The organism is Leptotrichia rugosa (assembly GCF_041200005.1).
Lineage (GTDB): Bacteria > Fusobacteriota > Fusobacteriia > Fusobacteriales > Leptotrichiaceae > Leptotrichia > Leptotrichia rugosa.
In genome coordinates, this window is sequence record NZ_CP165644.1 from 818,611 (window position 1) to 843,577 (window position 24,967).

Annotated in this window: 24 protein-coding genes; 20 read left to right on the top strand and 4 right to left on the bottom strand. The window is 28.9% G+C overall.

Going from position 1 to position 24,967, the window contains the following annotated elements; all coding sequences use genetic code 11:
- Positions 1-83 precede the first annotated feature (83 nt).
- From AB8B22_RS04055 to AB8B22_RS04070, 4 genes are all read left to right on the top strand, one after another.
- Positions 84-1,304 carry a hypothetical protein gene (locus tag AB8B22_RS04055; RefSeq protein WP_369711750.1) on the top strand — a complete coding sequence of 407 codons (1,221 nt, stop codon included), beginning with the start codon at positions 84-86 and terminating at the stop codon, positions 1,302-1,304.
- 72 nt (positions 1,305-1,376) lie between these two features.
- On the top strand, positions 1,377-1,574 hold the full coding sequence (locus AB8B22_RS04060; protein ID WP_369711751.1) for a hypothetical protein: 198 nt from the start codon (positions 1,377-1,379) through the stop codon (positions 1,572-1,574).
- Positions 1,553-2,524 (top strand): hypothetical protein, encoded by a 972-nt coding sequence (locus AB8B22_RS04065; RefSeq protein WP_369711752.1) that lies wholly within the window; start codon positions 1,553-1,555, stop codon positions 2,522-2,524. The genes AB8B22_RS04060 and AB8B22_RS04065 overlap by 22 nt, the downstream gene beginning before the upstream one ends.
- Before the next feature lie 324 nt (positions 2,525-2,848).
- Entirely contained in the window at positions 2,849-4,435 is a 1,587-nt protein-coding gene (locus tag AB8B22_RS04070; protein WP_369711753.1) for an OPT/YSL family transporter, read from the top strand.
- A gap of 185 nt (positions 4,436-4,620) precedes the next feature.
- Here AB8B22_RS04070 and AB8B22_RS04075 read toward each other — a convergent pair whose 3' ends face one another.
- The 4 genes from AB8B22_RS04075 to AB8B22_RS04090 are packed head-to-tail and all read right to left on the bottom strand — an operon-like array spanning position 4,621 to position 9,264.
- Positions 4,621-6,399 carry a DUF4153 domain-containing protein gene (locus AB8B22_RS04075; protein ID WP_369711754.1) on the bottom strand — a complete coding sequence of 593 codons (1,779 nt, stop codon included), beginning with the start codon at positions 6,397-6,399 and terminating at the stop codon, positions 4,621-4,623.
- Between the two features lie 35 nt (positions 6,400-6,434).
- Entirely contained in the window at positions 6,435-8,240 is a 1,806-nt protein-coding gene (gene pepF, locus AB8B22_RS04080) for an oligoendopeptidase F (protein WP_369711755.1), read from the bottom strand.
- 28 nt (positions 8,241-8,268) lie between these two features.
- Positions 8,269-8,448: a hypothetical protein gene (locus AB8B22_RS04085; RefSeq protein WP_094080643.1), complete on the bottom strand. Its 180-nt coding sequence runs from the start codon at positions 8,446-8,448 to the stop codon at positions 8,269-8,271.
- A 15-nt stretch (positions 8,449-8,463) separates the two neighbouring features.
- Positions 8,464-9,264 (bottom strand): RNA-binding protein, encoded by an 801-nt coding sequence (locus tag AB8B22_RS04090; protein WP_369711756.1) that lies wholly within the window; start codon positions 9,262-9,264, stop codon positions 8,464-8,466.
- A gap of 335 nt (positions 9,265-9,599) precedes the next feature.
- Between AB8B22_RS04090 and AB8B22_RS04095 the strand changes: the two genes are divergently transcribed.
- From AB8B22_RS04095 to AB8B22_RS04170, 16 genes are all read left to right on the top strand, one after another.
- Positions 9,600-10,130, top strand: a complete 531-nt coding sequence (locus tag AB8B22_RS04095) for a hypothetical protein (protein ID WP_369711757.1) — start codon at positions 9,600-9,602, stop codon at positions 10,128-10,130.
- 634 nt (positions 10,131-10,764) lie between these two features.
- The gene (locus AB8B22_RS04100; RefSeq protein ID WP_369711758.1) at positions 10,765-12,087 is read left to right on the top strand and encodes an anthranilate synthase component I family protein; all 1,323 of its coding nucleotides are present in this window, start codon (positions 10,765-10,767) and stop codon (positions 12,085-12,087) included.
- Positions 12,088-12,207: 120 nt separating this feature from the next.
- Positions 12,208-13,839 (top strand): anthranilate phosphoribosyltransferase, encoded by a 1,632-nt coding sequence (gene trpD, locus AB8B22_RS04105; RefSeq protein ID WP_369711759.1) that lies wholly within the window; start codon positions 12,208-12,210, stop codon positions 13,837-13,839.
- 36 nt (positions 13,840-13,875) lie between these two features.
- Positions 13,876-14,211 (top strand): hypothetical protein, encoded by a 336-nt coding sequence (locus AB8B22_RS04110; protein ID WP_369711760.1) that lies wholly within the window; start codon positions 13,876-13,878, stop codon positions 14,209-14,211.
- A 10-nt stretch (positions 14,212-14,221) separates the two neighbouring features.
- Complete coding sequence (locus AB8B22_RS04115) at positions 14,222-14,962, top strand: indole-3-glycerol phosphate synthase TrpC (RefSeq protein WP_369711761.1); 741 nt, start codon at positions 14,222-14,224, stop codon at positions 14,960-14,962.
- 45 nt (positions 14,963-15,007) lie between these two features.
- The gene (locus tag AB8B22_RS04120; protein WP_369711762.1) at positions 15,008-15,688 is read left to right on the top strand and encodes a phosphoribosylanthranilate isomerase; all 681 of its coding nucleotides are present in this window, start codon (positions 15,008-15,010) and stop codon (positions 15,686-15,688) included.
- A gap of 109 nt (positions 15,689-15,797) precedes the next feature.
- Positions 15,798-16,991 carry a tryptophan synthase subunit beta gene (trpB, locus tag AB8B22_RS04125; protein WP_369711763.1) on the top strand — a complete coding sequence of 398 codons (1,194 nt, stop codon included), beginning with the start codon at positions 15,798-15,800 and terminating at the stop codon, positions 16,989-16,991.
- Positions 16,984-17,751, top strand: coding sequence for a tryptophan synthase subunit alpha (trpA, locus tag AB8B22_RS04130; RefSeq protein ID WP_369711764.1), 768 nt, complete (start codon positions 16,984-16,986; stop codon positions 17,749-17,751). Before trpB ends, trpA begins: the two co-directional genes overlap by 8 nt.
- Before the next feature lie 159 nt (positions 17,752-17,910).
- The gene (locus AB8B22_RS04135; RefSeq protein ID WP_094080634.1) at positions 17,911-18,684 is read left to right on the top strand and encodes an endonuclease/exonuclease/phosphatase family protein; all 774 of its coding nucleotides are present in this window, start codon (positions 17,911-17,913) and stop codon (positions 18,682-18,684) included.
- A 42-nt stretch (positions 18,685-18,726) separates the two neighbouring features.
- A complete protein-coding gene (locus AB8B22_RS04140; RefSeq protein ID WP_369711765.1) occupies positions 18,727-19,560 on the top strand; it encodes a glycosyltransferase family 2 protein in 834 nt (277 codons plus the stop codon).
- A 25-nt stretch (positions 19,561-19,585) separates the two neighbouring features.
- Entirely contained in the window at positions 19,586-20,701 is a 1,116-nt protein-coding gene (gene yqeH, locus AB8B22_RS04145) for a ribosome biogenesis GTPase YqeH (RefSeq protein ID WP_369711766.1), read from the top strand.
- Between the two features lie 15 nt (positions 20,702-20,716).
- The gene (locus tag AB8B22_RS04150; protein ID WP_094080631.1) at positions 20,717-21,142 is read left to right on the top strand and encodes a competence protein ComE; all 426 of its coding nucleotides are present in this window, start codon (positions 20,717-20,719) and stop codon (positions 21,140-21,142) included.
- 62 nt (positions 21,143-21,204) lie between these two features.
- Positions 21,205-21,981, top strand: a complete 777-nt coding sequence (locus tag AB8B22_RS04155) for an MBL fold metallo-hydrolase (protein ID WP_369711767.1) — start codon at positions 21,205-21,207, stop codon at positions 21,979-21,981.
- 77 nt (positions 21,982-22,058) lie between these two features.
- Positions 22,059-22,592: a uracil-DNA glycosylase family protein gene (locus AB8B22_RS04160; RefSeq protein ID WP_094080629.1), complete on the top strand. Its 534-nt coding sequence runs from the start codon at positions 22,059-22,061 to the stop codon at positions 22,590-22,592.
- 43 nt (positions 22,593-22,635) lie between these two features.
- Positions 22,636-23,739 (top strand): redox-regulated ATPase YchF, encoded by a 1,104-nt coding sequence (gene ychF / locus AB8B22_RS04165; protein WP_018498778.1) that lies wholly within the window; start codon positions 22,636-22,638, stop codon positions 23,737-23,739.
- A 111-nt stretch (positions 23,740-23,850) separates the two neighbouring features.
- Positions 23,851-24,900 (top strand): mechanosensitive ion channel family protein, encoded by a 1,050-nt coding sequence (locus AB8B22_RS04170; RefSeq protein WP_369711768.1) that lies wholly within the window; start codon positions 23,851-23,853, stop codon positions 24,898-24,900.
- Positions 24,901-24,967 lie beyond the last annotated feature (67 nt).

Sequence of the window (24,967 nt, forward strand, 5' to 3'; positions counted from 1 at the left end):
AATAAAGAGAAAATTTAGTGCTGGACTTATATTAATCTTTTTAGTATAATTAAGTATAAACTATTTTAAAAGGTGGAAGAAGAATGATAAAATCAATAAACAATATTACTTTACGACATTTAAACGGAGTTTATGTTCAAGAGCAAAAACTAAATATTGAAAAAGTGAGCAATAATAATACATTGAGTATTGCCGAGATGGCTACGATCATCAAAAAATTTCAAGGATATGGATATACTTTTGAAAAGGACTTGGCAGAGATAATTTTTAAAGTAGATAGGGATTATGCCATAGATTTGTGCCGTGAAATTCTGGAAAATATTGAAGATTTTAAGTCAGATAAAGAATATGAAGTTTTTTATAAAAATTTTCCGAAAGATGTGATGAATATGGAAGAAGCGGATATTTATATAAATCAGATACTTCATTACTGGTTTGGCTATGTTCCAAAACATGAAAGTTTTAAGAATAAAAAAAAGTTTGAATACGAAGAAAGTGAACCAGCTCAATTAGTTGAACTTTCTCACTTAAAATTAGTGGTTGATTCTGATATTGAAAAATTGTTTTATAATTTACTTTCAAGCAATGTCACTTTGTCCAGTCAATATTTGGAAGATGTCTGCTTTTTGTCAAATGGATTTTCTGGCGATGAATTGGAGGAATATTCTAAAAATATTTTGATGAAGGAAACTCTTACGACGCTGTCAAGTTATGTTTGGGAAAAAAGAAAGATTTTAATTGGAGATTTTGACACGGCAACAGATGTTTTACGGTTTATTGCAAAGTTGTCAAATGAAGAATTGAATACGAAGTATATTCATTTTGCATATTTTAGTAGAATAGAATTGGATCAAATTATAAAAAAATTGGATAAAATAAAAAACAGTTTTCCTGATATTAAAAGATACAAAAAGCCGTGGCACAAGTTTTTTAAATTGAATGCAAAAAAAATTAATTTAAAAAAATATCCGAATGTTCAAAAAATTATGAATATGTTATTTTCAAAATTTAAATATGAAACACCAAAAGGTTATTTTGACAGAGTGAGAAAAAATATTTCAAATATGTCAAATAAAGATTTAGAAAAATTTATTGGACTTTATTTAAAATTTTCTGGCGATTATACAAGACAAATTTTGTCGCTTTTGAATATTTCAAGTAAAAAACAATATCACATTTTGATAGATGGTTTAAAAAAATGTATGAAAGATGTAAATACAAGGGTTTTATTGCAACTTTATGACAGACTTTTAAATTTAAAGAAAAAAAATCAATTGGAAGAAATTAAAAAAATAAAGAAATAGAAATAGAAATAAAAATAGAAAAAATCAAAAACTTACAAATTTCAGAAGAAGAAAAAACTGTGGAAGAAATTTTTGAAAAAAAATTCACCTGAAAAACGCTCAAAAATTAGAAATGTTTTTAGAAATCTTGTTTTCAAGGAAGAACAGAAAAATGAATCTGATTTAGAAAATCGAAAAAATGATGAAGAGAAAAAAGTAAAATTGAAATTTTTGAAATTCTTGAGAAAGAAAAAATCAAAAATTTACAGATGGAAATTCCAAGAGTTGTGAATAGTAAAGGAATTTGGAGGAAAATAGATGAGACAATATTTTTAAGTAATGAATTGATTGAAGACTTGGCGGAAGTTGTAAGAGATGGAATTAAAGAAAAATTAAAAGAAAAAGATGAGCTAAAAAAAGTATTTGTTGATGAGAGTTATAAAAATATTGTGGTCACAACGAGTGAAAAAGATAGCAACATCTCACTTCGTCCAATGACAAAAGGTTCAAAAATCAAATTTAACAGCGATGCTGAGGTTTTGAGATTTTTTGTTGGCTGGAAAAATTTTGAAAAAGATGGCCTAAAAATCCGAACAGATATTGATTTATCTGCCATTTACTTTGATTCTGAGTTTAAATTTTTAAATTCAATCGCATATTATAATCAGGTTGAAGAAGGTTTTGCTTTTAGTGGAGACATCGTAGATGCACCTTCTGGAGCACTGGAATTTATTGATATTTGTGATCTAAAAAAAATTAAGGAAAAAGGGATTAATTACATTCTAATGACTATTAGAAGTTACAACGGGTTTAATTTTAAGGAAATTAATAGCGTATTTACAGGAGTTTTAGAACTTACAAAAGAAGAATCGCAAGATAGAGAAAATATGTTTAGCAGTGCAATTAGTCAAGGTTTTCAAATTTTGTCAAAAAATTATACAACTAGTACAATTTTGGTGGATTTACAAAAATCGGAATACATTTGGATTGATATGAATTTGCCTGTCAGCGAAAATTATAGAGAGCAAAATAGGCTTCAAAATAATGAAATAGCTTATCTTGAAGATGTTTTGAAATATTTTGTAAACAAAGAATATATGACAATGCATGATTTGATTGAGATGAATGTAAAAGCGAGAGGGACAAAAGTGTTTGATAAAGAAGTGGCAGATGTCGTATTTGATAAAATTGATGTGAACAATCCGCTTCCGCTTGCACAAATTTTAGCAGATTTTTATTAAAAAAACTTGATAAGTGTTAATTTTTATGTTAAAATAAACTAAAGATTATTGTTAAAAAGTTATTCCTACTTCTGAACTTTGTAGAGCACGAAAGTGCTAATCGGAGAGGAATTCCTGAAATATGGATTTCCTTTCAGACCTTAATATGAATAATTCACACAATAATCTTTGTTTAAATTTTAAAATAATAAAAAATAACAAGTAAAAAATTGCTGTAAAAAATTATTCTTACTTTAAAATTTTCTTTTTGACAAAATTGTGAATAATTCATACAGCAATTTTATTTATAAAATATTTTTATACTAAAGAAGGAGAAAGCTTGGTATGGCTGAAGGGAAAAAATTAAATATAACAATCACTTCCATCCTTTTGGGAGTTCTTGGCGCAGTTTTAGTTTCATCTAGTGCATTTTACATGGTATTGAAATTTGGAACTTTAACCTGGTCCTCAATTACAGTTACAACAATTTCCATATTAATTCTAAATTTTCTAAAAAACACAAATGACAAAGAAATAGCGATTACCCAGATGATTATGGGAAGTGGAACCACGATTGCGGCTGGGGTAGCTTTTACTATGCCAGTTTATGTTCTTTTTGGAGGAAGCCTTGAAAGTATTAATAGAGATACAATGTTTTTTACAGTTTTAGTTGGGAGCATTCTGGGGGGATTTGTGTCGTATATTTTTAGAGCCAAGATGTTAGAAGAGGATAAACTCGAATTTCCTGTTGGAGAAGCCACTTTTAATGTGATAAATTCTGGAAAAAACATTCAAAGTTCCAGAGCGGTTGGATTTGGAGTGGGAGTGAGTTCAATCGTAACCATTCTGCGGGATGCCAATTTTTCTAGAAGTAAACCATTAGTTCCAACAGTTTTTTTCTTAAAAAATGGTCTTAATTTTTATATTTCTCCAATGTTAGTCGGAATAGGCTATATTTTAGGTCTTTCAAAAACTTTTCTCTGGTTCTTGGGAGGAATTTTAGTTTATTTTATTTCAGATTTAATTTCAAAATTTTATGAAATAGATGATTTCGCAAATGTAAAATTTAGTTTGACTATGGGAATCTTAGTTGGGATAGGATTTTGTATAGTTTTTAAGACGTTTACATTTGAAAATTTTAAAAAAAATTCAAATATTTTGGTAAAACTTTTATTTTTGACAATTTTTTTTCTTTTTTTCACGAATATGATTTATAAAATACCGCTGTTTTTATCAATACTTTCGATGTTTTTAGTAATTTTTGCCGTAGTAATCTCTGGTTATACAACTGGAAAAACAGGAATAAATCCAATAGAAATCAATGCCATTGTGACAATTTCTTTAATATCATTTTTAAATAAGCTGTTTAATGGACTAAATATTTCTGGAGAAAGATATATTGTGGGACTAACAACTTTGATATTATTTTTAATGGCATGTATTGTAACTGTTGCCAGTTCTTTTGCAGGAGATATTTTAAATAATTCTAAAATGTGCACAAAAGTTGGAATCAATCCAAGAGAACAGTTTTTGGCACAGATGATAGGGGCAGTTGCCAGCTCTTTTATAATAACATTTTTATTTCTTTTATTTTTTTCATCAGAAAAAACTTTATCATATGCTAGTTCCAACTTAAAAATTTCAATTATATTGGACTCTATAAATCAAATTCCGCATTTGAAAGTATTTTTTACAGGATTTTTAATAGGAGCAATTTTAAAATTTTTCAATTTTAATATAATAATTTTTGGAATAGGAATGTATATGCCATTTAGTTTTACATTGACAGTATTTTTTGGCGGTATGTTAAGTTTTTTAGCAAATCGGATTTCAAAAAGTTTTTATGGCAGAATGTTATTATTTTCAAATGGATTGATGGGTGGAGAAGTACTGGTCGGAACATTTTTAAGCTTGATTATGCTTACAAGTTAAAAAAATATTAATTTGGTGTAAAAATATTTGCAGTCTGTGAATTGAGAAGTTTAGAACACTAAAAAGTAGGTTAAGGATATTAAAAATAATAAGGGAGTGTTTCGTAAATAAGAGAAACATTCCCTTTTAAAATTGATTTTTAATAAATAATGTAAAAATATATGTAATTTTGATTTAAAAAAATTTTATTTTTCGCTAAAATAAATATTTATATTCAAACCATCAATTTTATCCTCTTCACTAAAATGAATGTCGCTAAATACAATTTTATATTTAGAATTTTTTGTTTCAGATAAATAAGTTAAATCATTTTCAGGAAGTTCGACGTAACTTTGATTTTGTTTTTTAGCTTTTTCTTTTATTTTTAAATAGACTTCAGTTGCAATTTTGTTTAAATCAATATTTAATACTTCAATATTTTTTTGAATATTTTTAATCATTAAATTTTTATTTTTTAATACTACTTTATAGTTTTCGTTGTCAAATTCTTTTGTTTCATTTGCATCCAATAGATACGAAACGCTAAAATCATATATTAAGTAATCATATCCCTTTGCTTCGGTCATTTTAATACCATCATTCATTTTTAAACTAATTTCAGAAATAACGCCTTTTTCTTGATTGTCAATACTTTCATAGCTTCTCCAGAAGTCGTTAGCGCCGATTACTTTCATAAAATCTTCTGGCTTTTCGTATGTTTTTCCTAAAATTTTTATTTTTTTCCATTTTAATTCTGAAGTATTGTTGTAAAAATAATCTATTACTGACATAATCTCATTTTTACTTTTTATGGAAATCTTATCATTTTTATTTGTAATTTTTCCATTTTGAATAATTCCATTTTTTATAAGAAGTCTTTCAAGCCGTTTATTTTGACTGTTTATAGAAACAGTTACCAAGTTAAATGGACTAAATACTGCGATTAAAATTGCAAAAATATATGAAATAAGTACCCATTTTACATCATTTTTTACAATGTACAAAATCATATTAAATAACAGCCAAATTACAAGAATTACCACTAAATATCGATTTTCTGTTATTCCATATTGAAAAATTCTTTCGTTTATTGAAAAAAGTGCCAGTAGAATAAGCGGTACTGAAATCATTGGAAAAAATTTTTTATAAAATTTTGCAAATTTATTTTTAAAAGTTATTGGAGTTACCATAATTATTATAAACAGACTAAAAGCTGTATACCATAAAACTAAGTGCGACACAACTCCTTTTGGCATTTTTAGTGTAAATATAATTTTTGCAAAGTATAAATATAAAATTGCTGTATAAATTAAGATTAATGGTATTAAAATATAGCAGATTAAAATTTCCACAATTTTTGGCAATGCATAATTTTCAAGACTTTCATCTTTTTCTTTTAATCTTGATACAAAAAATATTACCCCGAAAACTGCCGATGAAAACACGAAAGCATGAATATATAGTGTGTGTAAAAGATTTACAAGAAGGACATCGACTGTGCCTATTATGGCAGAAAATCCTAAAAATAAAACTAAAGCAAAACCTATTGTAATTATTTGATTTCCAACAACTGACTGCAAATATTTTTCTCTGTTTTCATTTCTGTAAACAATCGGAATCAAATAAAAAAGTACATAAAATATCAGTACTGCTGCAGTAACGTTAATTACTTCTCCTGCAAAATAATTTTTAAAAAACATTTTTGAAACAAAAATAAACAAAATTGTCCCAAAAAAATTGATAATTCTAAAGAATTTACGATTTTTATTTTCAAAATATTTTTCTCTTATAAGCTCAACTGTCGCAGAAAAAGGTATCGCTATGATTAAATATTCTATCCAAGTTTCTAGCTTATAATAGCTGCCTTCAATTGAAAATATTGTTACAATAAAAAGTATTAAACCAAATATCACAGTTACTGGAAATCTTTCTATTCCCTTTTTCATATCAGGAAACAAGTTTTTAAATTTTTCTTTAAGTTTCATAAAATCATCTCCTTATATTTTTGAAATTTTTTATTTTAATTTCTCAATTTTTTAATTTCAGCTTCCAATTTATTTAGGAGACTGTCAAGTTGTTTAGAAACTGCTTCAATTGTAGATTTTTTACTCAAGTCTACTCCTGCTTTTTTTAATTGGTTCATTGGAAAATCATTTCCACCTGAACTTAATAGCTCGATATATTTTTTTAGTGCTTCAATTCTAGTGTTTTCATCTTCATTTTTTATCATTTTATCGTAAAGTATTGCCGATGAAGCAAAACAAGTTGCATATTGATACACATAAAACGGTGAATTAAAGAAATGTGGCACTCTTGCCCAGAAAATACTTAATAGTTCGTCTCTTTCAATTTCGTCGCCGTAATAAGCCTTAAATAAATCTTCTGTTATCTTGCTCAAAACATCAGCTGTAATTGGCTGGCCAGTTTCCGCCAATTTGTGTGCCTGATATTCGTAGTCAGCAAGTAACGCCTGAAAATAGAATGTTCCTGTAATATTCCTTATCTCCTGTTCCAAAAGCGCTATTTTTTCAGTTGGATCTTGCGTTTTTTCAAGCATATAGTCAAGTAGGAGTCTTTCGTTAAAGGTTGATGCCACTTCCGCTACAAAAATTGTGTAATCTGATGTTGAAAAAGGTTGATTTTCTTGAGAATACAATGTGTGTAAAGTATGTCCTAATTCATGTGCCAATGTAAATACACTGTCAAGAGTCTTGTTGTAATTTAATAACATATATGGATGAACTCCGTAAACTCCAGCAGAATAAGCTCCCGAGCGTTTTCCTTGAGTTTCAAATACGTCAAGCCAGCCTTGTGAAATTGCTTTTTCCATTTTTTTTGTATAATCTTTTCCAAGCGGCACAATTGAATTTAAAACAATTTTTTTAGCATCGTCATATTCATATTCTTTATCAAATTTAACAAGATTTATCGAACCATCATAGTTATGATATTCAGAAAGGCCCAAAATTTCTTTTCTTAATTTAATATATCGTTTTAACGGCGCAGTATTTTCTTTCGCAGTATTTATTAAATTCAAATAAATATCTTCGGGAATGTTGTTATCTTCCAAAGCACTTGCCAAAAATGATTTATAGTTATAAGCTTTTGAATTTGCTACATTTTTTTGCAAAATTGAATTATAAATTGCCGCAATCGTATTTTTTCTTTTTTCAAAAATGCCGTAGTAATTTTCAAATATCAATTTTCTATCTTCCTGATTTCTATTTGTAGACACAACTTTACTATAATTAGCAGCTGTCGCCTGAATTTCTTCGCCATTATTTAGTGTAACCAAAGGCCATTCTACATCAGTTACTGTTATTTCAGAATAAATGCTTCTTGGTGCTGAAAAATATGAGCTGTAATAAGAAAGAAGCTTACTCTTATCTTCGTCCAAAACATGACTTTGCAGTCTAAACAAGTTTTCAAGTCCAAATTTGTAATCTGAAAATTCTTTTTTTTGAATCCATTTTTCAATATTTTCTCTATTTTCAATAAGTTCTGGATTTACCCAAGAGAGCTCTGTTCCCATTTTTGCAAACAAAAACTGAATTTTTTGCATATTTTCAGTTGCTTTTTTGTCCGATGAGTCAAGGTCTGTCGCAAGTTGTGGGTATCTATAAAGCTTGTAAGCAATTTTTTCTGACTCTTCCTGCTTTTTCAAAAATTCCAGAAGTTTATCTTCATTATCAAATTTTCCTTTATATTCAACAAGTTCTTCTTGAATTTTTTCCATTTTTGCAAGATCTTCGTTCCATTTTTCATAATTTTCATAAATGTCGCCTAAATTCCATTTATATTCCTTTGGTATATCTTTTCTTTCCATATTTTTCCCTCCTGTTTTTTATTATTTCTCAGTCAAAAAATTTTTTATAAATAAAAAGTACAATTGCAATCGGAATAATCCATCCAGCAACCGACATAAATACTGAAAATGCCAGTTTTAGAAGTGCTATAATTGCAACTGCTCCGACAGCTATTCCTAAACATTTTAAAAATAATTCTAAATTTCCTTTTGGTGTTACATCTCTCATAATTCTCATCTCCTATTAAATATATTTTTTTATAAGAAGTCTTTCTTTACCTTTTTTTGTTTCCCCTTTTTCAGAAAAAAGCTTGTATTTTCCAAATCCTTTTATTGTAATCAGACTTCCAACTTCAATCAATTTTGATTTGTCTGTTTCCTTCGTGTAATCGACTAAGATTTTTCCTTTTTCAATTGGTTCTATAACTTTGTTCCTTGAAATATTTGTTATTTCACAGACTATGTTGTCAAGCCGTTTTGATGAAACTGTAATTAATTTGTCGTCATATTTGTATTTCGGTAAATTTTTTATTTCTTTTAAATCAACAATTTCAACTGTACAAGGTGCTTTTCCAATTTGCGTAAGCTCATTTGAAATAATATCGGCAATTTTATTTGAAACAGGGATATATCCCGCACCATTTTCTAAAATCAGATCTCCCATTAATTCTCTTTTTATATTTAATCCCATAAGACTTCCCAAAAAATTTTTATGCTTGTATTCTTTAAATTTTGAAGCAATCGAAATTTTTAGTAGTTTATGTGGAAAATCAAAAAAATTTTCAAAATCTTCGTTATTTTTTGGTATAAAATTATCGGGAACAAAAGCGATTTGCCGTCTATCACTGTTTTCAAAGATGCCATTTGTAATCACATTTAGACCATTTGCCTTTTTTTGAAACTTTTTCCAAAAATTTGGAGTATAAAATTCTTCAGAATAACTTATTATTTCATAGTCGCTGGCAATTTCATAAACATTAAAAAGTTTACTTGCCAAATATTCCAGTTCTTTTGAAAATTGCTTTAAAAATATTTCTTTTTTCATAATTTTTTTTATTAAATATTCTCCCATTATTCATTTTTTTATTTCTTAAATTTTCTTTCTTTTAATAAATTATATACAAAATTTTTGAATTAGTCCAGCTTTTTTCTTTAAAAGATAAAGTAGGAATAGTGTAAAAATTTTAATTTCAACATTTTTTTATTTATCGCTAAATATTTTATTCTGTGATAAAACAGGATATAAAAAAATTTTTAAAATTTCACAAAAAAGACACAATTTTTTCATTTTTTTGTCAAAAATAAATGATACTATACATATGTTGAAAAAATAAGAAATAAATAAATCAAAAATATTTTGATTGGCAAGGAGAATATATTATGAAAAGATTAGGAAAAAAAGGAATAATGGGAATGGCTTTATTAGCTTCACTGTCGGTTTATGCAGGAGTTGCAGTAGGAGCTTCAAATACGAATGAAACTGTAAATAAAAAAGCGGATTGCAAACCGCCGCAGAAACTTGAATTAAAAAAAGATGCAAATGGAAATATGATTGCTCCAGATGGAACAATAGTTAAAATAGTTAAAAAAGAAGAAATTGAAAGTTTAAAAGCAAAATTAAAAAAAGGTGCAGTAACATTGACAGATGAAGAAGCTGAAAATTTAACTCAGTTGATTAAACCTCATTTTGATGGTCCTAAACCTGATGATAAAATGAGCGAAGAATGTAAATTAGAATTTGAGAAAAAATTTAAAGGCAAAAAAGCAGATAAAAATGCAAGACCTAGATTATCTAAAGAAGAAATTGATTCTTTGGTAAATTCAATAAATAGCAAAAAACTAACAAAAGAGGAATCAAGTAAATTAGTTCAGTTATTAAATAGACCAGAAAGACATCCCGATATTCGGTAAAAACAAAAATTAAAAAAAATGGCATAGTAAAAATAATAGAAATTCCTTTTTTATAAATTATTTTAGCTACTATGCCATTTTTTATTTTTATATAATAATTCAAAAATAATAAAAAATTTTTTAAATAGACTTTACAAATTAAAAAAAATGTTGTATACTAAGACAAATAAAAAATTAAAAAATAGGAGTGATTAAGATGGTAAAATTATTATGGTGGTGGCAAATTTTAAATACAATTTAATATTTTTCGCCATAAATTCGGGATAATTTTATTAATTAATTGCTAAAATATAAAATAAAAAAAAACATTGGTGAACAAAATTTATCAATGTTTTTTATTTTTTTAAGTCCTTTATTCTACATTTGTGGTTTAAAGGATTTTTATTTTACAAATTTTAGTAAAATTACAGAAAGTAAAAATCTGACGGCAAATAAGAAAATTTTATTTTTAAATCTTAAAAAAATCAATCTAAAAAAATTTTTATTGGAAAATAAAAAATATTTGATATTTAAAAATAATTTTTAAAATTTTTACTTCACTATAAATAAAGTGTTTTATGGGAAATTACAGAAAAATATTAATAAAGATTTTGCCTTATAATATTCGTACAATCAAAGAAAGGAAAAATAAATTATGTTTACAAAAGAACCGATTTATTATTATTCAGTTATAAGAAAAAATTTTCCAAATTCGTATCTTGCAGAAGACGAAAGACAAATTATTATCGGAATTGACTGCAATTATTTAGATTCAAATGAATACGACTTCAAAATGTTGAAAAATTACTATGAAATGCTTTTCAAAAGAGAAAAAATTGCGCCATTTGCAGGACTTTTTGGAACATTTGCGTATGAAAGTATTCATTATTTTGAAAAAATAGAAAATGTTGAAAATTCTCAGTTTGAATTTCCAAAGTTCATTTTTGCCAATGCGAAGGCTTATTTGCACTATTCAAAAGTGAGTAAAGATTATTCATTTTACGGAAATAAAAAATATTTTGATAATTTAAAAGAAAAAAATAAAGAAGAAGAAGAAAAACAAGAAAAAGCAAAAGAAAAATTAAAAAATAAAAAAGAAATTTATTATTCTGTTAAGACAAATTTAGATGATGAAAAAAATCATTTTTATGAAATAGTTGAAAAAGCGAAAGAATATATAAAATCTGGAGATATATTTCAAGTTGTTTTGAGTGAACAGTTGAAGTTAGAAACAAATATGGATTCGTTAGAATTTTACAGATATTTGTCTAAAGCAAATCCATCACCGTATATGTTCCATTTCCCAACAAAATATGGAGATGTGGTTGGTTCAAGTCCAGAAATATTAGTTGAAATTATATCGGATAACATCTATATCGCTCCAATTGCAGGAACTCGTCCGAGAGGAAAAGATGCCAATGAAGATGCATTCTTGGCAAATGATTTGTTAAATGACGAAAAAGAATGTGCTGAACATAGGATGCTTGTGGATTTGGCTCGAAACGACGTGGGAAAATTTGCGGAAAAAGGAAGTGTCGTGGTAAAAAATCTTATGCACATTAAAAATTATCAGCATGTTATGCACATTGTGTCAGAAGTTTATGGAAAAAAAAGAAAAGATGTGTCGGTATTTGACGTGATTTCCCTTGCTCTTCCAGCGGGAACGCTTTCTGGCTCACCAAAAATTCGTGCAATGCAGATAATTTCAGAATTTGAGATTTACAAGCGAAATGTATATGGCGGAGGAATTGGATTTTTACGGTTTAATGGAGATGTGCAAATTGCGATTGTGATTAGAACAGTGTTTTTTGAAAATAAAAATTGCGATATTAATAAGATTGATGAAAAAAGAACTGTGTTTATTCAAGCTGGAGCGGGAATTGTGTTTGACTCAGTAAAAGAGAATGAATACAAGGAAATTTGCAATAAAAGAGCGTCTATTATAGGGGTTTTTGAAAAAAATTCTAAAAAAATATAGTTTTTGTAAATTGTAATTAAAGTTATAAATAAAGTTTAAGAAATAGAATTTTTTAAAAATAAAAAATCAAAAAAATAAAATTTTGCAAATAAAAAAATTTTTTGTAGAATAGGAGAAAATATGATTTTAATGATAGATAACTACGATTCATTCGTGTTTAATGTGGAGCAATATTTAAAGGAGCTGTCTTGCGAAGAAGTTAAAACAGTGAGAAATGACGAAATTTCGATAGAAGAAATTAGAAAATTAAATCCAAGTAAAATAGTTTTGTCGCCTGGACCAAAGCATCCGAAAGATAGCGGAGTTTGTCTTGACATTTTGAAAGAAATCGAAGATATTCCAATTTTAGGAATTTGTCTGGGACATCAAGCGATTGGCTATATATTTGGTGCACAAATAAAAAGAATGGAAAATCCAATGCACGGAAAATCTTCGGAAATTGAAGTACTTTATGATAATTCAAAATTGTTTCGTGATTTACCTAAAAAGTTTAATGTAATGCGTTATCACTCACTTTATGTGGATGAAGATACACTAAGTCCAGATTTAATCGTTGCAGCAAAGTCAAAAGATGGCGTAATTATGGCGATTGAACATAAAAATAAAGACATTTATGGAATACAATTTCATCCTGAGTCATTTTTTACGGAATATGGTAAAAAAATAATAGAAAATTTTGTAAAACTTGATAATAAAAATAAAAGAGAAGTAGAGATAAAAAAGGAGTTAAAAAATATGAAAAAAAATGAAAGTTTAAAAAAATATTTGAAGAAACTGCAAGACAATATTTCGCTTACAGATTCTGATTTTAGGGAAATTTGTGAAATCATTGACAGCAAGAACTATAATATTGTGCAACTAGGAGCACTTCTTGTGTTAATTTCAGAAAAAAGTCTTTATCCAGAATCGCTTACTGCTTTTGTAAAAAATATTTTGGAATACAGCACAACGTTTGAGGATGAAAGTGATATGATAGATGTTTGTGGGACTGGCGGAGATGGATTTAAAACGATAAATGTTTCTACAGCAGTGGCATTTATTTTGGGAGCGATGGGCATAAAAGTCGCAAAACACGGAAATCGTGCGGTTTCAAGTAAGAGTGGAAGTAGCGATGTATTGGATAAATTGGGTGTACCGCTTGAAAATAATTTGATAAATCAAATAAATAAACTTGAAAATAAAAATCTTGCATTTTTCCATGCGCCATTTTTCCATAAATTGGTGGGAGAAGTGAGAGAAGTTAGAGGAGAGCTTGGAATAAGAACTGTCTTCAATGTTTTAGGGCCTTTGTTGCATCCTAACAGAAAATTAAAATATCAGTTGGTTGGGCTTTATCACGAACCTGTTCATAGATTGTACGCTGAAACATTGCAATTATTGGGAAGAGAACATGCGTTAGTTGTTCGTGGAAATGATGGACTTGATGAAATTACGATTTGCGACGATACAAAAATTATCGAAGTAAAAGGAGATCAAATTCTAGAATATACAATTTCGCCTGAAAGTTTTGGATTTAAAAGAGCTTTTCACTCTGAAATCGAAGGTGGAACTGCAGAAGAAAATGCTGAAATTTTAAAGAGAATATTAAAAGGTGAAGAAAAATCTGCAAAATTTGATATAGTTGTATTAAATGCGATGTTTGGGCTTTATACTGCAAATGTGGTGGATCATCCTGCGAAGGCGAAAGAAATGATTTTGGAAGCAATTGAGAGTGGGAAAGTTTATGAATTTTATGAAAACTATGTGAAATAATTTTTTGGAAGTGGAATTTAGATGATGATAAAAACTTTGTATAAAGAAAAATGTTTGAGGTATTTTATAGTACCTGACATAATATCTATAATTATCTTTTGGTTTGATGCTCCAGTAGATCCTTTATGGATTTTGCCTTATCTTCTTAATAATACGATTAAAAATAGATTTTGGAATCTTCCTATAAGTTGGATTTTATTTAAAATAATAATTATATACTTCAGTTTTAAAAAGCTTGAAAAAATAAATAGAATTAAAGATAAAGAAAAAAGAAAAAAATATAAAATTAAATTAAAAATAATAATTTTTTTTACGCATGTAATTGTGTTGGGAATTTTTATTAAGTTTATTGATAAAATTATATTTTATTGAAAGGAAAAACATGGACATTTTAGAAAAAATAAAAATAAAAAGAGATATACAGCTTGAAGAAGAATTAAAATCTTTTAAGCAGCCGTCGTTGAAAGAGGCATTGAAACAGAATGGAGTACGAATTATAGGAGAAATTAAGAGAGCTTCTCCATCGAAGGGAAAAATTGCAAAAGATGATTTTGATTTGTTAAAACAGGCACAAAGTTATGTGGATAAAGGGGTTGCAGCTTTTTCGATATTGACAGAAAAAGAATATTTTAAAGGGGAGAATGAGTTTATAAAAATTGTTCGGGAAAAATTTCCAGAAATGCCAATTTTGAGGAAGGATTTTATTTATACTCCGTTTCAGGTGGCACATGCTAAGTTTTTGAGAGCTTCGGCGATACTTCTTATTGTTAGAATGCTGGATGACAAGACTTTGTGTGAGTTGCATAAATTGGCACATGATTTGGAGATTGATGTTTTGGTTGAAGTTCATGATGAGGTTGAGTTGGAACGAGCTTTAAAGATACCTGACTTGGAAATTTTGGGAGTGAATAATAGAAATCTTGATACTTTTGAAGTGGATATTTCGACAACAAAAAAATTGGTAGATAAAATTCCAGATGAAATGAAAGAAAAACTTATTCTTGTTGGAGAAAGCGGTTTTATGACAAAAGATGATTTGGAATATGCAAAAACTATTGGAGTTGATGGGCTTTTGATTGGGGAAGCGCTTATGAGAGGGAATTTGGATTTGGAAAAAATTTAAAAAATAATATAAATTTTTGAATTTAGTGGATTGAAAGGAGATGCGTTGGAAAAGAATAAAACTTTACTAAAAATTTGTGGGATTCGGTCGATTGAGGAAATGGATGAGTTAAAGGGACTTAATATTGATTATGTTGGATGTATTTTTGCAAAAAGTCCAAGGCAAGTGAATATTGAAATTGCAAGTCAAATTGTAAAAATTGCGCATAAAAATGAGAAAAAAGTCGTTGGCGTGTTTGTAAATGCAATGATTAGAGATATTGTGAGAATTGTAGAAACGCTTAAAATTGATGTTGTACAGCTTCACGGAAATGAAACAGCGGAATATTGTGAAGAGCTGGGAAAAGCGCTTGAGAGAATTCATAAAAATTATTTGAATGATTTGAAAAATGATGTAAAAAGTATTAAAGATAAAACTGTGATTTGGAAAAGTTTTGCTGTGAAAAATAAACTTCCAAATATTAATGATTATAAATCGTTTATCGAATATCCACTTTTTGAAACAAAAGGCGAAAAAGCGGGTGGAAATGGAAAAACTTTTAATTGGCAAATTTTAAAGGAAGTGAGTCCATATTCATTTATTTTAGCTGGAGGAATCTCAACAGAAAATGTGGAAGCAGCAATATCTTATAGACCAGCGGTAGTTGATGTAAATAGCAAAGTTGAAATTGATAACAGAAAAAATAAAAAATTAGTAGAAAAAATAATTGAAATTGTAAAAAGTTAAGTTAAAATAAAAATTAGGTAATAGCGATATTTATATATTAAGGGGTCAAGATATACCGATAAAAAGTATTTAAAAAAATATTATTTAATAAAAAATAGAAGGAGTAACTATGGAAAATAAAAAAGCATATTTTGGAGAATTCGGAGGGCAGTTTGTTCCAGAAACGGTAATGACGGCATTATTTGAGTTGGAAAAAGCTTACGATGAATTGAAGGATGACAAGGAATTTTATGAAAATTTTGAAGATTTGCTGAAAAATTATGTTGGAAGAGAAACGCCACTTTATTATGCAAAAAGTTTGAGCGACTATTACAACCACGACATTTATTTGAAAAGAGAGGACTTGAATCACACGGGAGCACATAAAATTAATAATGCGTTGGGACAAGTTTTACTTGCAAAAAAAATGGGAAAAAAGAAAGTTATTGCTGAAACTGGGGCTGGACAGCATGGGGTTGCGACTGCTACAGCTGCGGCACTTCTTGGGCTTGAATGTGATGTTTATATGGGAGCAGTTGACATTGAGCGTCAAAAATTGAATGTGTTTAGAATGGAGCTTTTAGGAGCGAAAGTTGTTTCGGTTGAAGATGGACTTAAAACATTGAAAGAAGCTACTACTGCGGCAATTCAGGCTTGGGTTGCGGAGATTGAAACTGTATTTTATGTAATTGGTTCTGTTGTTGGACCACATCCTTATCCTACGATTGTTAGGGATTTTCAATCGGTAATTGGAAAAGAAGCTAGACATCAGATTGAAGATTTAGGGAAACATGCTGACCATGTGATTGCTTGTGTTGGTGGAGGAAGTAATGCGATTGGGATTTTTAGTGGATTTTTAGATGACAAAACTACGAAATTGTATGGTGTTGAAGCTGGAGGACTTGGAATTGATACAGATAAACATGCTGCTACGTTAACGCTTGGAAGAGAAGGGATTATTCATGGAATGAAAACTTATGTGCTTCAAAATAAATATGGGCAAATTTTACCAGTTCACTCGATTTCAGCAGGACTTGATTATCCTGGAATAGAGTATGAACATTCGTATTTGCACGATATGAAAAGGGCAATTTATGCACCGATTACTGATAAAGAAGCGATGGATGCACTAATTTTGGTAACTAGAAAAGAAGGGATAATACCTGCAATAGAAAGCGCTCATGCACTTGCTTATCTGGAAAAACTTTGTCCGACACTTTCTAAAGATAGAAGAGAAACTATAATTGTAAATGTATCTGGACGAGGAGATAAAGATATGCATACAGTGTTTTCAGTATTGAGAGGAGATGACGTTAATGAATAGTATAAAGAATGTATTTGAGAAAAAAAGACAAAATGGAGAAAAAACAAATATTGGATATGTTGTCGCAGGTTATCCAAACTTGGAATTTACAAAAAATTTCTTAGAGAATTTGGATAAGACAAGCATTGATATATTAGAAGTTGGAGTTCCCTATTCAGATCCACTGGCTGATGGAAAACTTATTTCTGAAGCTTCTTTTGCAGCATCGGAAGCTGGAGTTACAACAGATACAGTATTTGATTTGATAAATGAAGTGAAAGAGAAAGTTACAAAACCGCTTGTATTTTTAATTTATTATAATTTAATTTTTTCTTATGGAATTGACAAATTTATTAAAAAATGTGTAGAATGTGGCATAAAAGGACTTCTAGTTCCTGATTTGCCTTATGAGGAAGCTAAAGAACTGTTTGAGAAAGCTAAAGAAAATAATATTGATTTTATTCCTTTTGTGAGTGTGACTTCACAGGATAGAATTGAAAAAGTTGCATCTAGGGGAAGTGGATTTGTATATGCAATTGGGTCGCTTGGAGTGACAGGAAGTAAACAAGTTGATTTACCAAGACTTGAAAAATTTATTGAAAATATTAGAACGAAAACTGATTTGCCTGTGTCATTGGGATTTGGAATAAAAAATAATGACAATGTTAACACAATGAGAAAATTTGCAGATGGAGTTATAGTTGGGACAAGTATAGTTGAGATTACAAAATCAAATGATGTAAATTCTACTATACAAAAGATAAATGAACTTTTTAAATAAAAAATATCAAAATTAATCTAAATATTACTAAATTAACTAAATAACTAAATTAATGGAAGAAAATTAAAAAGGTCTTCCATTTTTATTTTTAAAAAATAAATTTTACGAATATAAAAAAAAATGATATAATAATAAAAAAACAGGAGAAGTAATTTTAAAATGAGCAGTATAAAAAAAATGGTGTCATTGTTTTTGATGGCAAACGCTATCATGCTTTCGGCAAAGGAATTAAAATTGATGACATATAATATTTACGGAGCTAGACTTACAAATGGGCAAAAATTGGGGCAGAGCATAAAGCCGTATTCACCGGACTTTGTTTCACTTCAGGAAGTTGACAGAAACACGCAGAGAAGTAATTTTAGAGATGTGACTTCGGATATTGCAAAAGAGCTGGGATATGGCTATTATTATTTTCAGAAAGCAATGGATTATGACAAAGGTGAATTTGGAATTGCATTTATTTCAAAATATCCGATTGAAAAGATTTATAGCTACGAGTTGCCTTCGATGGGACGGGAAAGACGACAGCTCATAATTGCTGAAATTCAAAAAAAAGTTTTTGGGAAAAAAGTTTTAATTATGAATACACATTTGGATTTTAAACAGGAAATGAAACCTGAGGAAATAGAATCACTTGGAGTTTTGACAAGTTTTTTTGACAAAAATGACATAAAATTTATAAGCGGAGATTTCAATTTTTTACCGACAACAAGCTATTACAGTGAAATGATGAAAAATTGGAAAGATACTTATATGGAAACTCGTTCGCCTGAGATAAGATCGCTTGATAAACCAAGAATTGACTATATTTTTGGGAATAAGTCAAATAAATGGAGAGTCAAGTCAAGTTATTACATAAATGACAACACGCAAGACTGGACAAAATTATCAGACCATCTTCCATATATGGCTGTATTGGATATTCGCTAATTTAATTGAAAAATAAAAAAATTTGAAAGGAGAAGTTTTTTTATGAAAGTTTCTTTGATAATGCCGACGATAAATGTCACGAATGAGCTTATATTGTTTTTGGATAGCCTTTCAAGACAGACATTTAAAGATTTTGAATTGATTGTGATAGATCAGAATGAGCACGATGAAGTATTTGAAATTTTAAAAAGATATGAAAAGTTATTTGACATAAAATATGTGAAAAGCGATGAAAAAGGGCTTAGTCTTAATAGAAATAAAGGGCTTATTTTGAGAAATGGCGAAATAGTTGGATTTCCTGATGATGATTGTGAGTATGACGACGATACGCTAGAAAAAGTAGTTTCTTTTTTTAAGCGAAAAAAAAATTATAAAATCTATTCATGCCGTACGCTTGAGCGTGGGAAAAATTATGGAACAGGTGTTATGGAAACAAAAGATATGAATATTACACCTGATAATGTTGATACGACTGTAAAATCCATCACTTTTTTTGTGAATTATAACGGGGACGAAATAATTTTATTCGATGAGCAGTTGGGAGTTGGAGCAACTTATGGAAGTGGCGAAGAAACTGATTATGTGTTGACTTTGCTTCATAAAGGCTACAAAGGTAGATATTTTGCAAATGATATAATTTTTCATCCAGCAAAAAAAGGAAATTACAGTGATTTGACGAGAGCTTATAACTACGCTTTGGGATTTGGAGCTTTGGCAAAAAAAGAAGTTAAGTATAGAAAAAATAGAATGTATATTTTTAAATATTGGAAAAAAATCTTTAGAAGCTTTGTGGGAATGCTTATTACGAAAAATAAGGATTATCACAGAGTAGTTTTAAAAGGGAGAAGAGAAGGTTATAAAAAGTATAAAATGTAGTGACGGAGGAAAGAGAGGAAAGAATTTGATAACAAAAAAATGCCTTGGTTGTGGAATTGAATTGCAATGTGAAGACAAAAATAAAGAAGGGTTTGTTCCAGAAGAAAAACTTTGGACGCAAGAAAATTTGCTTTGTCAGAGATGTTATAAAATAAAAAATTATGGGCAAAATTTGACAAATAATTTTAGTTCGGAAGATTACAGAAAAGAAGTTTTACAAAGTGTAAAAAAATCTGATATAATACTTCCAATTTTTGATATTATTGACTTTGAAGGTTCGTTTACCGATGAAGTTCTGGACTATTTACGAGATTACAATTCAATAGTTTTGATTAATAAAATTGATTTATTGCCAGATTTTATTCATCCAACAGAGATTTCAAACTGGGTAAAAGCAAGACTTGCCGAAGAGGGAATTGTGCCAGATGATATTGCATTTGTGAGTGCTAAAAATAAATATGGCGTAAATGGTATAATCAGAAAAATAAATAATATTTTTAAAAATAAAAAAGTGAGAGCGACAATTTTGGGAGTGTCAAATGTTGGGAAATCTTCGATTATAAATTTACTTTTAAAGGATGATAGAATCACAACTTCAAAATATTCTGGAACGACATTAAAATCAATAAATAATAAAGTTCCAGACACTCAGATTACAATTGTAGATACACCTGGACTTATTCCAGTTGGCAGAGTTTCTGATTTAATAAGCGTGGAATCTGGATTAAAATTGGTTCCAGCTGGAGAAATCTCAAGAAAGACGTTTAAGCTTGAAGAAAATCAAGTATTTATGTTTGATGTTTTTTGTAGATTTAAGATTTTGGAAGCAAATTCGGGGTACAAGACAATATTTTCAGCGTATAGCTCAAAAAATGTGAAATTTCATGTGACACATCAGGAAAGAGTTTCTGACTTATTAAAAGGAGATTTTTTTCAAATTTTATCCAAAAATGAAAAGGAGAGATATTTTGAAAATAAATTTGTAACAAAAGTTATAGAAGTTAAAGAAAATGAAGAGCTTGTAATTGCAGGACTTGGCTGGATTAATGTCAAAAGAGGAACGTTAAAAGTAGAAATTGTGTATCCAGAAGCGGTTAAAGTCGTTGTGAGAGAAGCAATATTTAAGTCAAAAAAAAATTAAAAAATGGAGAAGAATATGGCGTTTAATGAAAATAGTTCAAAAATATTGAAAAAATTGTTATTCAGAAGTATTTCTTTTGTGTTTGCATTCGCTGTTGCAATTTTTATTGTCGTAATCATGGCTTCAAGAAAAGCCGATAAATTAATAAAGGCTGATGTGCAAGTAGAGACGGCAAGATTTCAGAATGCTGTGAATGAATATTATAAAAAAGAGGGAATTTATCCTGAGATTGCGGGATTTGAAAATAATTTATCTCTTGTCAAAAGTCCTAAAAATGACGGTTTTAATTTTAGTACATTCTATGGGACTGAACAAATTTATGAAATTCCTGAAAATTTGAAGCTTCATAGGGAAAGAAGCAACCAAATTGTAATAAAAAAAGATAAAAAAGGTGGCTGGGTCTACGATAAAAAAAGTGGAAAGGTTACACCAAATATTTAATAATTTAAAAAATATAATTATATGTTGATAATTAAACAAAAAAATGAAGGAAATCAAAAAAAATGAAATTTTCAAGTTTAGGGAGTGGAAGCAGTGGAAATTCCAGTTTTATTGAAATGGGAAATAAAAAATTTTTAATTGATGCAGGATTTAGCGGAAAAAGAACGGCTCAAAGATTGAATGACATAGAAAAGCGAATTGAAGACATAGAGGGAATTTTTGTGACGCACGAGCATACTGACCATATTCTGGGGCTTGGAGTTCTATCCAGAAGATATGATATTCCGATATATTTACACGAATTGACTTACAGCGTAATTAAAGATAAAATTGGAAAAATAGATAAAAAAAATCTTAATTTTATAAGAGAAGATAAAATTGTGATTGAAAATTGTGTGATAAATAATTTTGAAGTTATGCATGACGCAAAAAAATGTCTGGGCTACACTTTTGAATTTGGTGAAAAAAAACTTTCTTATGCGAGTGATGTTGGATGTGTGAATAATATTATAAGAGAAAATTTGAAAAATAGTGATGTCATCGTTTTGGAAAGCAACTATGACTACGAGATGCTTATAACAGGACCTTATCACTGGGAGTTGAAAAATCGTGTGAAAAGCAGATACGGTCACCTGTCAAATGAAGATGCGTCAAAGTTAGTTGGAGAAGTTTTATGCGACAAATTAAAAAAAGTTTATTTAATGCATATAAGTAAAGATAACAACACGCCAGAACTGGCTTATAACTCGCTGCACAAGATTTTGAAAAAAGAAAACAGAAAAAATTTGGAAATTGAAGTTATTGGGGAGGCAGGTACAAAAATTTACAAATTACCTTAAAAAATCGTTAATTTAGTGGCGAAACTGTAAAATAAATATAAGAAATTAATTTTTTTGAAATTTTAAAAGGAAAAAATATGTGGGAAAATTTGGAAGTTGAAGTAGATATTTGCGAGAGATGTAAATTGGGGAAAAAATACGACAATGTCCGCATTGTTGGGCAAGGAAACCAAGAAGCTGAAATATTCTTTTTGATGGATGAAATAAATGGAAAAGAAGCAGAGAGAGGACTTTTGCTAGAAGATGAAAACGGAAAGTTATTAAAAAATTTTTTTAAATATTCAAATTTGGATATGAAAAGATGTTATTTTACAACTCTCACAAAGTGCTATAAAGCAGATAATATCATCGAAGAAGAAAACATCAGTGCGTGCAGTGTCTTTTTGGATACACAGATTGCTCTGGTGAATCCTAAATATATAATTTCAGTTGGAGAAAGGCCAACAAAGGCACTTATAAAAAGTCAAAAAGTAGATATAAAAAAAATGTTTGGCAAGGAGTACGACTATTTTGGGATAACTGTTATTCCAATTTATGACATTGACTATTTTTTGAATAAGACAACCGATAAGGAAAAATGGAAAATAGCAAATATATTTGCAAATATATAAAATTATTTAAAAAGTATTTATTTTAAGAAAGGAAATAAAAAGAATGATAGGAATAGGAATTGTAGGATTACCAAATGTAGGAAAATCAACATTATTTAATGCAATAACAAAAACACAGAATGCAGAGGCAGCAAATTATCCGTTTGCGACAATTGAGCCAAATGTGGGGCTTGTGAGTGTGCCAGATCCACGGCTAAAGGCTTTGGAAAAAGTGATTAATCCAGAGAGAACGGTTGGAGCGACAGTTGAATTTGTGGATATTGCGGGGCTTGTGAAAGGTGCTTCTAAAGGGGAAGGGCTTGGAAATCAGTTTTTGTCAAATATCAGAAATACGGCTGCAATTTGTCAAGTTGTAAGATGTTTTGACGATGACAACATTATTCATGTGGAAGGAAGCGTTGATCCGATTAGAGATATTGAAACAATCAATGCGGAACTTATTTTCGCTGATTTGGAAACTGTCGAAAGAGCAATTCAGAAAAATCAGAAACTGGCTCGTGGCGGAAACGCTGAAGGAAAGGAATTACTTGCAGTTCTTGAAAGATGTAAGGCACATTTGGAAGAATTCAAATTGTTAAAAACTTTAGAATTTACTCAAAGGGAAGAAGAATTAATAAAAGTTTATCAATTTTTGACTATAAAGCCAATGATGTTTGCAGCAAATATTTCTGAAGATGACTTGACAAGCGAGACTGAAAATGACTATGTAAAAAAAGTTAGGGAATTTGCAAAACAGTATGACAGCGAAGTTGTGACTTTTTCGGCAAAAGTGGAAGCTGAATTAATCGAAATTGAAGATGAAGAGGAAAGACAGATGTTTATTGATGAACTTGGAATTAAAGAGCCAAGTTTAAATAGATTAATTCGTGCTGGATTTAAATTATTGGGATTAATTACATATTTTACGGCTGGAGTGAAGGAAGTCAGAGCTTGGACGATTAAACAAGGAACAAATGCACAAAAATCGGCTAGTGAAATTCATACGGATATTGAAAAAGGATTTATTCGAGCAGAAGTTGTTTCGTTTGATAAATTTATTGAATTAAATGGATGGAACGGAGCAAAAGAGAAAGGTGCGATGCGGCTTGAAGGGAAAGAGTATATTGTGCAAGACGGAGATGTTATGTTCTTTAGATTTAATGTTTAAAAAAATTATCAAGGGGGTCTTGCCCCGCTTATTCTTAAATAGAAATAGAAAAAATATTTCTATTTTTTTATAATTTTATAATTTTAGAATAGAATGAAAATAGGAGAAAAAATGAAACTAACTGCATTGCAAAAATTTTTGGAACTTGACAACATAATTAAATTTTTAAAGACAAATATTTTTAAATTATTTATTATTTACATTATGTTTAAAATTGCAAAAATATTTAAAGGAAGAATTGAAAAAATATTAAATTTAATATTTGAAAAATCGAATATGGATAAAAGTATTGCATCTTTTTTGATTTCACTTTATTCGGTTATTTACTATTTTATATTAATTTATATTTCAATTGGAATTTTGGGAATTAATACGACTTCAATTACAACATTTTTAGGGGCGGCTGGGATAGTGTTTGGGATCGCTTTTAAAGAAACGTTGGGAAATTTTTGCGGTGGAATTATTATTCTTACTTTTAAGCCGTTTCGTGTGGGAGACACGATTGAATATAATAATTACATCGGAACTGTAAAAAAAATTGAATTATTTTACACAAAAATTATAAATCCGCAAAATGAGCTTGTAATCATTCCAAATGGAATTATAACTAATACAGAAATCAGAAACATAAGGGAAGATGGAGAAAGACGGCTAGATTTAACCATAGGAGTATCTTACGACAGTGATATTCAAAAGGTTAAAGAGGTCATTAATAAGATTATTAAAGAAGAGACAATGGATAAAATCGAAGAAGATAAAAGAAAAGAAAATTTGTTTAAAAAGTGGCAAAGTACAGTTCTGGAATCGAAGGAAAGAAAAAAAATAAATTTCTTTTCTACGTTATTTTCCAGAAAGAAAATGGAAGAAGCTGAAAAATCAGCGCATGAGAATTTAAAAGAGGAGCTCGATGAACTCGAAGAAGTTGAAAAAGAAAAAGAGATTACAGAACATGACAAGTTGATTTTGCCATCGCATAAACCGATTATTGGTGTGGGAGAACTAGGAGAATCTGCGATAATTTTTTATGTCTATGTCTACACGAGAACTGAACACTACATAGATTTAAAGTTAAAATTAAATGAAAAAATAAAATTAGAATTTGAAAAAGAAGGGATTGAAATACCTTATCCGCATATGAATGTGATGATAAAAAATAAATAATTTTATTAAAAAATTTTTATAAAAAATAAAAATAATTTAAAATATTTAAAAATAAATAAAATTTGAA

Coding starts and splice junctions, on each gene's coding strand:
- AB8B22_RS04055 (WP_369711750.1), top strand. CDS start 84: ATGATAAAATCAATAAACAATATTACTTTACGACATTTAAACGGAGTT.
- AB8B22_RS04065 (WP_369711752.1), top strand. CDS start 1,553: ATGGAAATTCCAAGAGTTGTGAATAGTAAAGGAATTTGGAGGAAAATA.
- AB8B22_RS04070 (WP_369711753.1), top strand. CDS start 2,849: ATGGCTGAAGGGAAAAAATTAAATATAACAATCACTTCCATCCTTTTG.
- AB8B22_RS04075 (WP_369711754.1), bottom strand. CDS start 6,399: ATGAAACTTAAAGAAAAATTTAAAAACTTGTTTCCTGATATGAAAAAG.
- pepF (WP_369711755.1), bottom strand. CDS start 8,240: ATGGAAAGAAAAGATATACCAAAGGAATATAAATGGAATTTAGGCGAC.
- AB8B22_RS04085 (WP_094080643.1), bottom strand. CDS start 8,448: ATGAGAGATGTAACACCAAAAGGAAATTTAGAATTATTTTTAAAATGT.
- AB8B22_RS04090 (WP_369711756.1), bottom strand. CDS start 9,264: ATGAAAAAAGAAATATTTTTAAAGCAATTTTCAAAAGAACTGGAATAT.
- AB8B22_RS04095 (WP_369711757.1), top strand. CDS start 9,600: ATGAAAAGATTAGGAAAAAAAGGAATAATGGGAATGGCTTTATTAGCT.
- AB8B22_RS04100 (WP_369711758.1), top strand. CDS start 10,765: ATGTTTACAAAAGAACCGATTTATTATTATTCAGTTATAAGAAAAAAT.
- trpD (WP_369711759.1), top strand. CDS start 12,208: ATGATTTTAATGATAGATAACTACGATTCATTCGTGTTTAATGTGGAG.
- AB8B22_RS04115 (WP_369711761.1), top strand. CDS start 14,222: ATGGACATTTTAGAAAAAATAAAAATAAAAAGAGATATACAGCTTGAA.
- trpB (WP_369711763.1), top strand. CDS start 15,798: ATGGAAAATAAAAAAGCATATTTTGGAGAATTCGGAGGGCAGTTTGTT.
- trpA (WP_369711764.1), top strand. CDS start 16,984: ATGAATAGTATAAAGAATGTATTTGAGAAAAAAAGACAAAATGGAGAA.
- AB8B22_RS04135 (WP_094080634.1), top strand. CDS start 17,911: ATGAGCAGTATAAAAAAAATGGTGTCATTGTTTTTGATGGCAAACGCT.
- AB8B22_RS04140 (WP_369711765.1), top strand. CDS start 18,727: ATGAAAGTTTCTTTGATAATGCCGACGATAAATGTCACGAATGAGCTT.
- AB8B22_RS04150 (WP_094080631.1), top strand. CDS start 20,717: ATGGCGTTTAATGAAAATAGTTCAAAAATATTGAAAAAATTGTTATTC.
- AB8B22_RS04155 (WP_369711767.1), top strand. CDS start 21,205: ATGAAATTTTCAAGTTTAGGGAGTGGAAGCAGTGGAAATTCCAGTTTT.
- AB8B22_RS04160 (WP_094080629.1), top strand. CDS start 22,059: ATGTGGGAAAATTTGGAAGTTGAAGTAGATATTTGCGAGAGATGTAAA.
- ychF (WP_018498778.1), top strand. CDS start 22,636: ATGATAGGAATAGGAATTGTAGGATTACCAAATGTAGGAAAATCAACA.
- AB8B22_RS04170 (WP_369711768.1), top strand. CDS start 23,851: ATGAAACTAACTGCATTGCAAAAATTTTTGGAACTTGACAACATAATT.